Source organism: Leptospiraceae bacterium, assembly GCA_015075105.1.
GTDB lineage: Bacteria > Spirochaetota > Leptospiria > Leptospirales > Leptospiraceae > JABWCC01.
In genome coordinates, this window is sequence record JABTUZ010000002.1 from 118,720 (window position 1) to 133,886 (window position 15,167).

Genomic DNA, 15,167 nt, shown 5'->3' on the forward strand with positions numbered 1-15,167 from the left:
GCAATTCTAAGATATTTGTGTTTTACGGTATATTCAAAAAAAGAAAGATTCATCATACAATACAGGATAGAAAAATTAATAAAAAAAGAAATAAAAAAAAAATTTTTACTATTCATAAAAACCCCTCTATTAGCACTAAATACGAAATGTTCATAAAAAAATTGGAAAATGCAGACATAGAAAATATTTCGGAAATAGAAAAAATCTGTTTTCCTGATACTTTTTGGACCATGGAACAAATCCAGTCTCATCTAAAGAATTTCTATGGAATGGGAATGTTCAATCAATCTATTATTGGCTATATTTTATTCAGTGAGACAATTTCTGAAATAGAAATTTTAAGAATTGGGGTGCTGCCTGATGAAAGAAGAAAGGGGCTGGCTGAAAAATTAATTTATGAGATAAAAGACCGAAAAAAGGATCTAATCTTAGAAGTTAGTGATACAAACGATTTTGCTTTAAAGCTCTATCAAAAATGCGGGTTTAAAACGATTCATTCAAGAAAAAAATATTACAGAGATGAAAGCAATGCCCTAATTTTGAAATACACTGTGATTTAAAAAAACCATCAACAACTCTCTATTTTCTCGTACTTCTTCTAGTTCCTTTTTCAATTCCATTACTTCATTTCTTAAATCAAACAATGTCTTTCTTCTTCTAACAGAAGTCATAAATTTGAGATTTTCAATTTCTTCTTCGAGTAGAGATTTTTTATTTGAGTCGGAATTTAGCCAAGCATTTTTCCAATCTTCGTGCCACTCAAACCACTCGGATCGCTCTTTCCTACTGTCCTCCAATTCTTCTAAAACTTTTGAGATCAGAATTTCTAACTCGTTTAAATATTTTTTCAAACGCAAATACATTGTTTCAATAGTATCGTTATTGCTGTAATTCATCGTTTTTATTATCGGCTTATTTTAGCTCGATCAATTGAATCTCTTCTGTATTCTACTTTTTTTTTGTAGGGTTTGCGACATAAGCAACAATTCCAAGATAAAAATATAAATGAAAACTTGAAGTTGAATAAACTTGATAAAATCAATTCTATTTTAAATGTTGGTTTATGACGTTATTGCAAAAAGCTGTTTCGTTACAATTTTCTTCAATCAGGAGTATTTCATTGTTTAAATTTCATTTTTGCTTTTCCTTACTCTTCCTCTTTTTGATAACCAATCAAATTGTTGCACAACCGAATAAAAAAGACAAGCCACCTGTTGCCGAAACCCCCACTACCCCGATAGAAAACAAAGATACAAAACCAATCACTCCTCAAAATGAATTTGATGTTACTCAAGTGATTGCAAACGACTTAAATTTTCGCGGTTCCAGTGTGCTGGGAGAAAAATTAGCAAGAAGGAATCTACAGCCCTACGAATCTTTTAGCAATGCTTGGCTCATATCTTCTAATGTCGCTTTTATTTTACCTGCCACCGGATTTAAGCTATTCTTTACTTCCAACAACCCAATTGAAAATAGAGGAAATAGAGATACCGACTTCCGATACCAGTCCAGTCCGGGAGGCACAGACCAGACAAGCACAGTAATTAGAGACGTAGGCAGACTGACAGATACAAAAGACCCTGCAAGCATAACTTATGATCCAAACGCCGTAAGAATGAGAAGGGAACAAAATGGACTAAGAGATTCTTTCACTATGCAATTGTATTATGACTGGGAAACAAAAGCAGGTGGATTTAGAACGGGTATGTTCTACTTGAACAACCAAAATTATCCTTCAAGATTCAATCTCGGAGAATTTGTTTTAGGATGGAAATTTCCGTTTTTGAAATTTTTGAATCCGGCTCTTACTACTTATTATAGATTCACTTCTGACACTGGCTCTGCCTACCATGCCAATATTCATTTTCGATTTACAATGAACCACGAATTTAACAAGGGAGAATTTTTTCGTTTTACTCCAAGTGTTGAGGCAGGATACCAAACTGCAAACAATACCACAGACAGAAGAACAGGTGCAACCGACGTAACTACAAAACTTCAGTTTAATTTTGGACACTTCTTAATTTCGTTTACTGATGTATATAGACCGGATACCTATATGTATGACAACGATAGAACTTATCCAAAAATCGGAAAATATTCTGATATAAACCCTGCCGATGGTAGAACAGTTGACCCATCAAAGTCAGTAGGACTAATCAATAATTTAGTCTTAGATCAAATTTCAAAACTAAATACAATAGACGTTGGTAAAATGGCGCTGACCCAAAGTTACCAAGAACAAAAAATTGTGAAACATATTTATATTGTTCAAATTGGTTACAATAAAAAGTTCTAAAAGAGCCTGTGTTATTTAAAATTTAGAGCCGGCTTCTATTATTGCTGTCTTCACATCTTCATACAACTCTGGAGGGATTGCAATTCCCTTTTGAGTTGGTTTCAACTCTCCTTCTTTATCAGTGTACCAAACTCTAAGGTTTAAATAACTTTTTCCCTTGTACTCACTTATTTCTACACGAATGATTTCTCCCTTGCCCTTGTCTATGTCACGAATAACTCCAAGCTCTGCCATTTTAATAAGTCTCCACAAATAGTTGATTTTTTTCTTTTAACTCTTCTTCAAATTTTTCCAAGCTATGCGAACTATCCACAATTTTTTTAATCTCTTCAAGTATTCCTGTCTCCATGCCTTTTGGTCCACCACAAATATAAAACCTCCCTCTATTTTCCAAAGACGCTTTTACTTGAAGGCCAAGTTGCTTGACTAAATGACTGATATACATTCTTCCCCCATCGAATGGATTTTTTTCTTCACGACTGATTGCGGTTAAAAATCTGAAATTAGAATATTTTTTTTCAAATTCTTCAAACTCATTTTTAAATACCATCTCATCAGTATAAGGCGACCCAAAAAGCAAAGTTAATTTTCCGGTAAACTGGATCAATTTATGCTCCAATAGTTCACGAACCATTCCATAAAATGGAGCAATGCCGGTACCCGTAGCACAAAAATATATATCTCCAGAAAAATCACTTGTCGGTAAAAGAAATGTTTTCCCGGAAGGCCCGGTCATCACCACTTCATCACCGGGCTTTAAAGAGCACAAATAATTAGAACAAACCCCAGTATAAAGCACATTCCCTTCTTTGTCATAAGCGTTGTCACGTTTTACTAAAAGCTCCATTGTTTTTTCTTGAAGATCTCTATCATAAGTAGGGGAGCATATAGAATACAATCTGACTGTATAGCCTGTATTGTCTGAGCCTTTAGCCACTTTTTCAGGATCTTCTCCGGGTGGAATCACCCCTGCGCTCTGCCCGATTATGTACGGATACTTAGAGTGATCGACTGAAAAGATAATTTTGTGTATAGATGAGAAGCCCTCATTTTTCGGACGCTTTCCTTTTCCGAAGTCCGGGGTCAATTGAACGTTCTCAATAACCTTTGCAATATAAGGATTGGATTTCTTAAATAGATTTATCTTTGGTTCTCGAATTTGTTTCATAGAAATTTTATGGTCAATCATGGCTAAGATACGGTAAAGCAAAAAATTATTTTTTACTCGAATACATGAAAAATAGAATAAATTTCTTTTAATATTTTTGAATCATTATAATTAGTATATATAAAATTTAATCTATCCCGAGTTTTGCAAAATCAAATGAAATCTATCCCTGAAAAGATTCTTTTATTCTTTTTTAGAAATCGTTCGACTGCTATTTTTCTAATAGTAGTTTTTATAATTATTTTTCCTGTCACTATTCAAGTTTTCAAAAATCAGAGAATTATTACTCTTACGCTATCTACCCTACTTCTTTCAGCCCCCAAAAAAGAAATCCCTTCTCAACTTATTAAAAAAAATGAAACCATTATTTATAAAAAATTAAAGCTCAGTTTTCCTTTTGATGTTGTGGTTCTCACGATTCATTCTCAAAAACCTTACTTAAAAATATTTTCGGTTAAGGAAGAGTCTTTTTTTATAACTATAAGGGAATTTAGAGGTACTCCAAACTTTGAAGAAATAGATTTGAAAAATTTAGAAACTTCCTTTTTGCCGAATGCGACTTATCATCCTACAGTAGAGTATAATTTTATAAAAAGTTACAAGATAAAAAAATGGTCAGCAGAATTTATCAAAAACGGTAATGAACTAAACTCTTTTGTTTATCTCGTCCAAAAAGAAAATGAATTTTACACAATTTGGGTGACCTATAGAAAATATATTTCTGAAATTGATTCTGTTTTCCAAAAAGTAAATTTTTTTACAAATAAGTAATTCTTCAAATTTTCTATTTAGAAGAAGAATCTTTATCTTTTTCTTTCCAAAGAATTCTTGTACTCGCCAGCTCTTTTTGTAATTCTTTGTAACCTTTGTCAGTCATATTCGTATTCTCTAAAGAGAGAAAACTCAAACCTTTTAACTCTTTTAAATATTCAACTGCCTTGTCTGTTACACTAGAATAATTCAAATCAATTTCTTTTAAATTTTTTAACTCTTTTAAAAGAATTAATTTCTCTTCCTGAATCTTCTTACTGCTCAGATAGAGTTTCTTTACATTTTTCAGCTCATCAATAGAAAAATTTACCTTCAATGAATCCAGAAATACTTTTGTTTCATCCAACGTCTTTGCCTTACAAGTGTTGCAAAGAATTGTAACACTCGGAAGAGACTTTTGAATTTCTTCTAAGCCTTTTTCGGTTACGCTTGTATTTATCAAATCAAGGTTTTGCAATTTTTGTAAATCTTTAAGTGAATTTGCAATCGAATCGCCAATAGGAGAATTCATAATTTTTAAATATTTCAAATTAGGAACATCTTTCAAAGATGAAATTCCAATATCTGTAATTTTAGAAGATTCAATAATTAGCCTTTCGAGGTTTGCCAGCTCTTTTAACAAGGTCAGACCTTTATCAGAAATCTCAGTTGCTTTTGAAAATTCTATGGTCTTCAGATTGATTAAGATATTTAAAGAATACCTTTTTCCTATTGAATCGAGATAGTGTTTGGTATCGTTGATATCTTTTTTTTCAGAACAACCAAAAATTAAGACAAGAATGAACCCTAAAAATCTTATTGTATTTTTATTGCGAAAGTATGCCATGATATTGCACCCTTAAATAAATTGTAATTTTGTCTTGTAAAATGTATTCTACATTTTTAAATATTCATTGAATTTTTCAAGTTCGATTTTTCTTCTCTGCTCTCTTTCTTCTTCGGTTTCCTTAGTCGGTCTTCTCGGTTTTACCTGAGGCTCTGAACTGTCAGGTTGAGTCTTTTTCTCTTGAGTGGTAACTTTTTTTGTCTTAATAGTTTCTTCGGTAATTACTTCTTTCGGTTTCTCTACAACTTGCTCTACTTTTTTGGGTGGAACAACTACAGGTGAAGTAACTTCTGTATTCTTCTCAGGCTCTGAAACTATAAAACGAAACGCTTTAGAAAAATCTCCACCCTTCTCTAAATTTTTCACCCTCCAATAATACTCCCCGTTGTGCAGGGCTTGAGTGTATGAAAAATTTGGATGATCTGTTTTTTGTTCAAATACTATGTTCTTAAAGTTTGATTCCTGACTAATCTGTAAAAGAAAACTATCCGTATTCAAAGCCTCCCATTCAAAGGCAATGTTTGAAGGAATTTGAGAATATTGAAATTGATCAGCCGGCTTAAGTAAAATTACAGGAGAAACCTGAATGCTTTTCTGAATACTAAATTGAGACACAGAACTATTCCTAATCGGTATATCTGCAAGCTCTGATTTTGAAGTGATTTTCCAATAGTAAACCCCATCCTCTAAGTTAGACAAACTCATACTATTGGAATCAATTTCATAAGACTTGGTTTTTTCTTTTAAGTCAGGGCTATGAGATAAAGTAAGCGTGTATCCTGCGGAAAGAAATCTCTTATTCCAGTGAAAATCTACCAAAGGGGAGGAATCTTTGTGGTATATAATTTCTTTATTTCTCGGAGAGAATATTTTAATCTGTGAGTCTGTAACTATAATTAATTTTCTTGTTTCGCTATGCTCTTCTTTCCCTTCAGAAATAGCAGAGACCCTCCAGTAGTAAGTTCCTTCAGGGATAGAGATTTGTATTTTATCTCCTGAAACACGAGTCTTCTTATAAATAGTCTGAAAGGCAGAGTTTCTGGAAATTTCTAAAAACACTTCTCCAGAGCCGAATTTATTCCAAGAAAAATCTACTTCAGCAGTCTCACCGGAATCTATAATTCTGATTTTATCGGGAGGATGTATAAGGGATATAGAAATTTTTTTCGCTTGAATATCTTTCTCACCGAGACTGGCAAGCGTACCTTCCTCTATTTTTTGAGAAGTATTATTGCTTATAACCTCTGCTTTTCCTTTCTCTACATATACGTCTAAATTTTCTTTTGTTCTTCGTAAACTAATATCACTTTTTCCGATTTCTACAGTCTGACCCTCGGATTGAATGATCATTTTTGAACTAAAAAAACTATTATCAAAAGATTTTTTGATTTTGATCGAGCCTTCTTTAAAATTGATCGTAGGGTTGAATCCAGAAAAATCGAGAAAAATCATAGTGTTTTCGTCTATATGGATTTCTGTTCCATCATTGAGTTTGATAATCGCATCTGCAAGCGCTTCAGTTTTTATAGAGTCTTTATTGGAAACAGGATTATTAATATCTATCGTACTCCAAACTATTCTATTGTCAAATTTCCTTTGGACTGAATTTTTCTTAAAAACAATGTTTCCAATAGATTTTCTAGTTCCAAAACTCTCTTTTTTTCGATAATCGTAAGTAAATAGAAGTGAAAAAATTACAGTGTTCAAAATAAGAATTGCAGGGATACGATTCTCTTTTGAAAAAAATAAATTCCCTACTATGTAAATTCTAATGAATTCATAAGAATCAGTAAGAAATTTTTTAATTAATAATTCCATTTTCTCATTCGCTAACTTTTCTTCTGATTTGGTTTAAAATCAATTCCTACAAGATTTCTCAATTCCTTTATGGAATTTGGAGCTTTTGAGTCACCGGCTTTTCCGAGAACGGCATACACAGTGATTGCCTCGGATTTTCCTTTTACGGTTACCGGTTGCAATTTCTCAACTTTGTAGAGCTTGATGTACTGTTTGAGAGTAGATTCAGAAACCAAAATATCCGTTCCGTAAGTCTTGTTCAAAGATTCAAGTCTGGACGCAATATTAACAGAATCCCCAATTACAGTAAAATCTAATTTTTCTTCAGAGCCGATTTGACCTACTACGACAGGTCCTGTATTGATTCCTATTCCAATTTTAATAATTGGTTTTTTTACGCTTCCTCGCCCCCTATTGTATTTTAATAATACCTCTCTCATCAATAGTGCGCAATCTATTGCTTTTTTTGGGTCGTCGTCATGGGCTTTGGTAGTCCCCCATGCAGCCATTATAGCGTCTCCGATAAACTTATCTACATTTCCACCTGTTTGTTTTACGCAACTAACCATTTCCTGTAGATAAGAATTTAATACTTCTACAACTTCTTCCGGTGGAAGTTTTTCCGATAAAGAAGTAAACCCTCGTATGTCCGAGAAGAAAATTGTACAGACTTTTCTTTCTCCTCCTAAATTTAACTCACCTTTGGATGCAAGCTCTGCAATCTCTTTATTCACAAATTTTCCGAGAGATGATTTTAAATTCTCTCTTTCGATTAGCCCGCCCACCATGGAAACAAAGGAATTTGTCAACACTCCTATTTCATCTCTTGTGGTTGGCTGAATATTTACGGCGTATTGCCCTTTCTCTATTTGTTTTGCTGCCCCTACAAGTTTTAAAATAGGTGAAGTTAAAGATTTTGAAAATAAATACACTATGAGTATAGCAAGATTTAATACTACTATCATTAGATAGGCATTTCTTCTTTGAATATTGTAAACTTCTTCAAAGGCTTTTTTTTCGGATACAGTGGAAATTACACCGGCTCCGATAGAAGGAAGTTTCTTGTATGAGCCAATAAATAACTCTCCATTTTTATCTTTATATTTTGTAAGACCGGAATCTACAGAGCTTTCTTTCATCGCTTTGACAATAGGAACTTCAGAAAACTTTGCACCTTGCTTTACCAAATTTGTATCAGGGTGAGCCATTAACTTTCCTTCTGAATTTACTAAATAAGTAATTGTAATTCCCGAGGATTGAAAAGCACCTATGAATTTGTCTAATTTTACGTAGCAGATGATTACAGACCTACCGCCAAAAGAATATGGAAAAGAAATTCCAATTACAGGGTAATGGAAACCGGAACTGACATTTTGAATCTTTATCATTCCATTTACGGACTGTTTAAAAAAATTGGAATGATTGTTAGTGATTTTATCTATTGAGTCGCGAGAAATTTCTCTTTCCGATAAAAAAGATGAATTGTAAAATTTTTTCCTTGGAGTCAAATCTTCTGATACAGAATATGAGCCTACAAAAATTAAATTTTTATCGCTTTCAAAAAGAGAACGAACCAGTGTAGTTTCTGCTCCAGGAGTTTGCTCTAATGTAGAGGCTACTACCTTAGACAGACTTCCCAAAGACTGAACTTCGGACGAAACTTTTTGCCCGATTATATCGGTGAGATTTATATTATTTTCTTTAATCCTTACTTCACTGTCTGATTTAAAGAAAAAGGTGGCAAGCGCTATCATAAAAGATAGTGAAATTACGATCAGTCCAGAAATAATCGTAATTAGTTTGTAACGAATTGTCCACTTTGACGGTAAAAATTCCGGCTTACTGTCCTTTGAAGGTAAAGATAATTCAGAGGTAGTTTCAGAAATATTTTTCTGAAAAGGCGATTTAGGCTGACCTTTCTTTTTTGTTTTTTGCACTGCCTTTTTAGTTGTTGGTTTCACAAACAATCCTTTTCATTCAAATCATTTGGTTGTCAAAGTGTGAATTTTTTCAATTTTCTCAAATTCTTGCACTCCTATTGAATTGTAAAGTAGAATTAAAATTTTTATTGAAATTCTACCGTATCTTTTTGTTTTTTTACAACCTGTCCGACTATATGGGCTTCTTCTCCGAGGGACTCTAAAATGTTGATACTATCTTCGGCATCTTTTTCAGGCACAATAACAACATAACCTATTCCCATGTTCAGGACAGAATAAATTTCTTTATGACTCATAGAGGAATCTATATGTATCTTTTCAAAAACTTCATTTTCAGGTAAAAGTTTCTTCTGTATCCTCGCGCATAAATCTTTTGGCAATACTCTGGGTATATTTTCATAAAATCCTCCACCTGTAATATGTACCATTCCTTTCACTTGAACTTTTTGGATTAATTGCAAAATGGATTTCACATAAATTTTAGTAGGAGACATAAGATCGTTTTTAATAAATTCTAAGTCTGCTTTTTTCTCAGGCAAATTCCCTTTTTTTAAATACAGTTTTCGTAACAGAGAAAAACCATTACTGTGAGGACCGCTCGATTCCAACCCAATAATTATGTCTCCTGTCTTAATGTTTTTACCGTCAATGATTTTGTCTTTTTCAACAACTCCTACTGCAAACCCACCTAAATCGTATTCGTCTTCTTTCATAATTCCTGGGTGTTCTGCGGTCTCTCCTCCTACAAGTGAAACACCCGCAAGTTTACACCCCTCTGAAATCCCAGCTACGATTTGATTCATTTTTTTTATATTTAGTTTACCGCAAGAAATGTAGTCTAAAAAGAATAATGGCTCGCCTCCACTAACTAATAAATCGTTTACACACATTGCAACCAAATCTATTCCTATGGTGTCGTGTTTGTTTAAAAGTCTGGCAATCTCTATCTTTGTTCCTACCCCATCGGTACCAGATAATAAAACCGGGTGCTTGTAATTTTTTAAAAAAGAAACGTCGTATGCGGCAGAAAACCCACCAATCCCTCCCAATACATTTCTATCATGGGTGGAATGAACTTTGGAACGAATCATAGACACAAATTTTTGACCTGCATGGGTATCTACTCCGGATTTTTTATATGTAATCTTTGAGTTTATTTTTTTCATCTTGAATAATTCTTCCTGAAAACAAAAAATTATTAAAACAAAGTTTGTCGAATACATTATTCATTATTCCAAGGAGTTTGAAGGCAAACCTATACTGAAAGAAATGCAAGACTAAAACCCTAATTTTTTTTTAAAAAAAGTTAGAAATTTACTTGCTAAATTTTGTAAGTATGGTAAAATTTTGTCAAAATTAAGAAAATTTCAATGGAGATGAAAATGAAAAAAATAGTATTAAGCACTCTTTTTCTATCATTTTTTACAATAGGACTAAACGCAGATACCTATAGATTGTTTGTGCACGGTCGCTCGGATAAAAACCACTGCTCCCCGATCACTAACACAGGTAGTGCTACAGCTGATGTAAACGGTTACTGGATGGGAGCTGTTTACGGTCTTTCTAATATTCGTTATGTTGGTTTTGACGGAACTCAAAATGGTGGGGCTTATAGCTGGAACAATTGTGGTGCTCAAAAGCAATTGAATGACGCTCTAAGAGTATTCTGTACAGGTGTAAATAAATGTGAGATCTACACTCATTCTACAGGTGGATTAGTTGCGGCTGCCTATTTTGGAATGAATAACCCTGCTGTAAATGTAACTAGAATTCAACTTCTTGCAAGCGCTGCAGGCGGCTCTGAATTAGCAGACGTATCTACAACCTACCTTAGCTGGCTTGGAATCAAAACTCTCGGCGGGCAGTTAGACAAATCCGTAAGTACAAGTGGAGCAAGAAACGGTTTCAACCACAACCAATCCTACGGTAAAGTATATTACACAACTTCTGGAGAAGGATCTGACTATTGGAATTTAACAAGCCCTCTTCTACCAGGTAAAGACGATGGAGTGCTTGCAAATCACTCTCTTTGCAATATCAATAAAGTAGCAGATATCAATGTATCTTGCTCTATTGGAAAAGGAAACCTAACCCAATCTCGTAAGTGTGGATTCTTATGGTTATCTACATGCTACGACACATATAGCCGATGGACTCCTTACTACACTGTGTGGCAAGGTGGATCTAAAGAGTCTCACAGAGACGCTCACAGCGACTACAATAGACGTTAGATAAATACTATAGTTTACTATCTTTGAAAAGCCACTCTAATTCAGAGTGGCTTTTTTTATGGAACTTCTCCGAAATATTCTATTTCTTTCTCTAACAAGATTCCAAACTTATTGTACACGCTATCTTGTACCAAAGAAATCAAATAGTCAACATCACTCGCTCTTGCATTTCCCTCGTTGGTGATAAAATTACAATGCTCTTTTGAAATAATTGCACCACCTTTTACAAATCCTCGAAGTCCAACCCTATCAATCAATTCCCAACTTTTTAATGGTCTAAGGTTGTTTTTAGTTTTGGGAGGATTTTTAAAAACCGAGCCCGCACTTTTTTTATTGGAAGGTTGAGAAGAATTTCTCTTATCCCTTTTTTCTTTCAAAGATTCTTCAATTTCACTAATATTTCCTTCTTTCAAAGAAATTTTAATATTTAAAACTATGGAATTTTTATTTTCCTTAAATTCTGAATTTCTGTAACTATACTGAATATCTTTCTTGTTTAAATGTACCAGCCTTCCATTTTGAATACACTCAACTGAGTCGATTAGCTGAAATATTTCTCCACCATAACAACCCGCATTCTGAATTACAGCTCCACCCACAGAGCCAGGAATTGTACTTAAAAATTCCCCACCTGTAAACCCGGATTGTGAAATTTTACGAAAAGTAGGAGTAGTCAGCGCACCTCCACCGATTGAAAATTGGTTGTCCGAGATCAAAGTAAATTCCTTAAACTCTCCAGCCAATTTCAAAACGACAAAATTATCCGGATGATCCGAAATAAGTAGATTGGTACCCCCACCCAAAATCTTATAGGCAGTTTCTCTTTTTTGTAAAATATGAAATATATCAAAAATCTGTTCGGTATTTTCTGGTTCAATCAGTAAAGGAGAAATTCCACCTATCTTAAAAGAAGAATATAAGGATAGATTTACGTTGGTTTTAAACGAAATTGACTTTTCTTTCAAATCCTCCTGTATCTCTGAAAGAAATTTCAAGACCACTCCAAAGCTATTTTTTTTGAAAATAACGTATCTTGATAAACTCAATAATTGCAGGAAGTATAGAAAGAAAAATTATCGCAAACACAACAAGAGTAAAATTTTTACGAATTAAAGGAATATTTCCAAATACAAACCCTGCTACAGTGAAAATCAAAATCCAAATTATACCACCTACAATATTGTATAAAATAAACTTCGAATAAGTCATCTCACCAATCCCTGCAACAAAAGGCGCAAAAGTCCTAACAATCGGTATAAATCTCCCTATGATGATAGTTTTCCCACCGTATTTTTCGTAAAATTCATGGGTCTTGTCTAAATGTTTTTTATTAATAAACCGTATATTATGCCCACTCAAAATCTTGGGTCTGAAATATCTGCCTACCCAATAATTTACAGTGTCTCCGATGATTGCAGCAATTATAAGAGTAATAATTATTATAGTAAGGCTAAGACTCCCTCTTGCAGCAATTGCACCTATCGCAAAAAGTAAAGAATCCCCCGGTAAAAATGGAGTTACCACTAGACCTGTCTCAGCAAATATAATCAAAAACAAAATCAAATAAGTTAGCAAACCAAATTCTTGCGTTATGTAATCTAAGTGCTTGTCTATATGTAATATAAAATCAATAATGTTTGTAATAAACTCCATAGAATTTTCCATTTGAATATATTTTATTTAATGTATTAAATATTTCTCCAATTATAGGTCACCAATAAAAGACTATTTTTTCATTCTACCCGCAATAAATAAAGATAGAATTGTAGCTACTATGGACACATAACCGACTTTATCGTAATTTTTAATGAGTCCGTGCTTGCCAGTTATTATAATAAACCCCGCTAAAGAAGATGCAAGACCCGCAGTAAGTTGCTGAACAGATGAATTCACGCTCATAAAACTTCCTCTAAATTTTGGATCAGCTACAGAATTAATCAAAGCAAGAGCCGGCACAAATCTACCCGACACAAAAATCATAAATACCGTAGTCACCGAAATCGCTAAAAATAAAGAAATCACCGGAAGATTGGTGATCAATACAATCGGGATAATTGAAATCGCAGCTACAATTTTAAATATAAATACTTTTCCAAATCTATCAGAAAATCTACCAATCAATTGAGATGTAAAAAAAGTAAAAACTCCACCAAAAAAATAAATATAAGGCAAATCAGTTTCTGCAATTTTTACATTAGAAACCATGTAAGGACTAATGTAAGGAATCACACTAAAGCCACCAAACATCAAAGTGGTTGTTAAAAAAAATGCTTTGTAGTGATTGGAATTTTGCAACACATTTAAGATAGATCGAATTGGAGAGATTTCATCTGTTTTGACAATATGCCCTTTAACAGAAGGTAAAGAATACCAGCTTAAAATCAAAACGAAAAAGCTAATCACACTCAAACCCGAAAATGCAAAAGACCAACCAAATGAATTTGCAAAAAATAATCCTATCGGTATCCCAACAATAGATGCTACAGAAAATGCTGACATTACCGTACCTGTCGCCCGACCCCTTCTCGAATCCGGTATAATATCTCCAATGATGGCAAGAATAGTTGACCAAAGAATCCCTGCAAAGGCTCCCGCAACAACTCTCGCACTGAGTAAAAAATGGAAGTTAGTCGCAATCGAACAAAAAAAAGTACCAATAGTAAAACCTGAATAAGTAAAAAGTAGTAAACTTTTTCTGTCAAATTTATCTACAAAAAATGCGCCAAACAAACCAAAAAGACCTGCACTGAATGTATAAGAAGAAACTAATAACCCGAATTCGGAAGAGCCAATAGAAAATACTCTCATAAACTGAGGTCCAAGAGGCATAATAATTACAAAGTCAACCATGTGAGTAAACTGAATCGCTGCGAGAGTGAAAATCGCAAGCCTCTCTTTAAATTGGGGTAATCCAACTGGAGAATGGTGTTTGTCGATATCCATATTTAAAACCATAACCTGAATAGGCGATTTTTAGTGAATCTCTTTATATTTTAAACAGGACGGCCATCATTTGACAGTTGGCGTAGATAGTGTTTTTACTTGTGCAAAAAATCAATATTTGGAAATGAAAAAGATTTTCATTTCCAATGTAAAATCATCACTTTCAATCCTTGCCCAGCTCTTGCAAACAAGGACTGAGCAATTACTGAAAGTAGTGCCAAAAATCAGCAAATTAGAACTTCGATCAATGTATTTATTTGTCGGAATTTTTTACAGTAAAGCTTGCTTCGTAACTATTCCATGAGCTGGTTGTTACTCCATTTTTCTCAGAACCAGTATATGCAGGAAGACCCGCAATGATAAATACGGTAACTTTTCCACCTTTATCTTTTTGAATAGCTCCAGTGTGTACGGCTGCAAGACAAATAGAAGAATCAGTTGTATAAGAATCAGTTCCCCAAATGGAAGCACTTCCACAATTTGCGGGGCAATTGACTGCAAATTCTTTTAAATTTTGCATTTTTAAAGTTTTTGGCGAATCTGAACATGTCGCATTGACCGTTTTTTTGCAACCTACAGTAATTAGACTGAGTATTACTGCCAACATTAGAATAATTTTTTCCATTTATATCTCCTATTTTTGGATATTGAGTATCCATATAAAAAATAATTTTTTAAATTTTATTTAGTCAATTAAAAATTTATAACTTTTTGCAGGTGTGCCATTTATAGAGTCCACGTTTTATACTAATAGAGTACTTTTCGTGCTAAAATGTGGGAACTCCACTTTTTTCAATAAAGTGCATGCTTTATACCAATTGTGAACCTTTTATGTAAACATGTGGGATCTCCAATTCAGAGGCCTGATGTCTGAGGTCTGAAATAGTGGAGGTAGAATCTTTGCAAATAGGTTTATCTTTTAGGATGAGGTTTTGAGCCTTAGTAGAGTTTTTGAAATTTCGCGTTTAGTGCAGATTCAGCAGTTTTCGTGCAAAAATGTGGGAACTCCATCTTTTTGGGGATTTCAAGAGATTACGCATTTAATGCAGAATTTGGGACTTTTTCTGTAAAAGTTGAAAAATTTCTTCAGAAAATCGCAAAAATTTTATTTCTATCGTGATATTATTTTACCTTATATCAAGAGGCAAGAAATAGTGGCTGGGGACAGAAACTAGAGGAAAGAAAAATTTTA

At 33.6% G+C, this 15,167-nt stretch carries 15 protein-coding genes; 4 read left to right on the forward strand and 11 right to left on the reverse strand.

The annotated features are described in order from the left end of the window. The first annotated feature begins 146 nt into the window (after positions 1–146). The gene (rimI, locus tag HS129_10515) at positions 147–560 is read left to right on the forward strand and encodes a ribosomal protein S18-alanine N-acetyltransferase (GenBank protein MBE7412471.1); all 414 of its coding nucleotides are present in this window, start codon (positions 147–149) and stop codon (positions 558–560) included. Here rimI and HS129_10520 read toward each other — a convergent pair. Continuing rightward, positions 534–896: a hypothetical protein gene (locus tag HS129_10520; protein MBE7412472.1), complete on the reverse strand. Its 363-nt coding sequence runs from the start codon at positions 894–896 to the stop codon at positions 534–536. The genes rimI and HS129_10520 overlap by 27 nt on opposite strands. Before the next feature lie 224 nt (positions 897–1,120). Between HS129_10520 and HS129_10525 the strand changes: the two genes are divergently transcribed. After that, positions 1,121–2,299, forward strand: a complete 1,179-nt coding sequence (locus HS129_10525) for a hypothetical protein (protein MBE7412473.1) — start codon at positions 1,121–1,123, stop codon at positions 2,297–2,299. Positions 2,300–2,314: 15 nt separating this feature from the next. On the opposite strand, the gene HS129_10530 is transcribed toward HS129_10525, so the two are convergent. After that, positions 2,315–2,533: a transcriptional regulator gene (locus tag HS129_10530; GenBank protein ID MBE7412474.1), complete on the reverse strand. Its 219-nt coding sequence runs from the start codon at positions 2,531–2,533 to the stop codon at positions 2,315–2,317. 1 nt (position 2,534) lies between these two features. Beyond that, the gene (locus HS129_10535) at positions 2,535–3,467 is read right to left on the reverse strand and encodes a ferredoxin-NADP reductase (protein MBE7412475.1); all 933 of its coding nucleotides are present in this window, start codon (positions 3,465–3,467) and stop codon (positions 2,535–2,537) included. 156 nt (positions 3,468–3,623) lie between these two features. Here HS129_10535 and HS129_10540 point away from each other — a divergent pair, with 156 nt between their 5' ends. Then, positions 3,624–4,238, forward strand: coding sequence for a hypothetical protein (locus HS129_10540; GenBank protein MBE7412476.1), 615 nt, complete (start codon positions 3,624–3,626; stop codon positions 4,236–4,238). A gap of 13 nt (positions 4,239–4,251) precedes the next feature. Here HS129_10540 and HS129_10545 read toward each other — a convergent pair whose 3' ends face one another. The 4 genes from HS129_10545 to HS129_10560 form a co-directional block, all read right to left on the reverse strand. Further along, the gene (locus HS129_10545) at positions 4,252–5,064 is read right to left on the reverse strand and encodes a hypothetical protein (protein ID MBE7412477.1); all 813 of its coding nucleotides are present in this window, start codon (positions 5,062–5,064) and stop codon (positions 4,252–4,254) included. A gap of 48 nt (positions 5,065–5,112) precedes the next feature. Then, positions 5,113–6,882 (reverse strand): FecR domain-containing protein, encoded by a 1,770-nt coding sequence (locus HS129_10550; protein MBE7412478.1) that lies wholly within the window; start codon positions 6,880–6,882, stop codon positions 5,113–5,115. A gap of 11 nt (positions 6,883–6,893) precedes the next feature. Next, on the reverse strand, positions 6,894–8,822 hold the full coding sequence (locus tag HS129_10555) for a HAMP domain-containing protein (GenBank protein ID MBE7412479.1): 1,929 nt from the start codon (positions 8,820–8,822) through the stop codon (positions 6,894–6,896). A gap of 104 nt (positions 8,823–8,926) precedes the next feature. Further along, positions 8,927–10,024 (reverse strand): phosphoribosylformylglycinamidine cyclo-ligase, encoded by a 1,098-nt coding sequence (locus HS129_10560; protein ID MBE7412480.1) that lies wholly within the window; start codon positions 10,022–10,024, stop codon positions 8,927–8,929. A gap of 159 nt (positions 10,025–10,183) precedes the next feature. On the opposite strand from HS129_10560, the gene HS129_10565 reads away from it, so the two are divergent. Further along, positions 10,184–11,032, forward strand: a complete 849-nt coding sequence (locus HS129_10565; GenBank protein MBE7412481.1) for a hypothetical protein — start codon at positions 10,184–10,186, stop codon at positions 11,030–11,032. Positions 11,033–11,088: 56 nt separating this feature from the next. Here the strand turns inward: HS129_10565 and murB are convergent, their stop codons facing one another. From murB to HS129_10585, 4 genes are all read right to left on the reverse strand, one after another. After that, positions 11,089–12,033: a UDP-N-acetylmuramate dehydrogenase gene (murB, locus tag HS129_10570; GenBank protein ID MBE7412482.1), complete on the reverse strand. Its 945-nt coding sequence runs from the start codon at positions 12,031–12,033 to the stop codon at positions 11,089–11,091. A 7-nt stretch (positions 12,034–12,040) separates the two neighbouring features. Continuing rightward, a complete protein-coding gene (locus tag HS129_10575; GenBank protein MBE7412483.1) occupies positions 12,041–12,685 on the reverse strand; it encodes a DedA family protein in 645 nt (214 codons plus the stop codon). A 72-nt stretch (positions 12,686–12,757) separates the two neighbouring features. Continuing rightward, on the reverse strand, positions 12,758–13,975 hold the full coding sequence (locus HS129_10580; protein ID MBE7412484.1) for an MFS transporter: 1,218 nt from the start codon (positions 13,973–13,975) through the stop codon (positions 12,758–12,760). Positions 13,976–14,228: 253 nt separating this feature from the next. Further along, complete coding sequence (locus tag HS129_10585) at positions 14,229–14,600, reverse strand: hypothetical protein (GenBank protein ID MBE7412485.1); 372 nt, start codon at positions 14,598–14,600, stop codon at positions 14,229–14,231. Between the last annotated feature and the right edge of the window lie 567 nt (positions 14,601–15,167).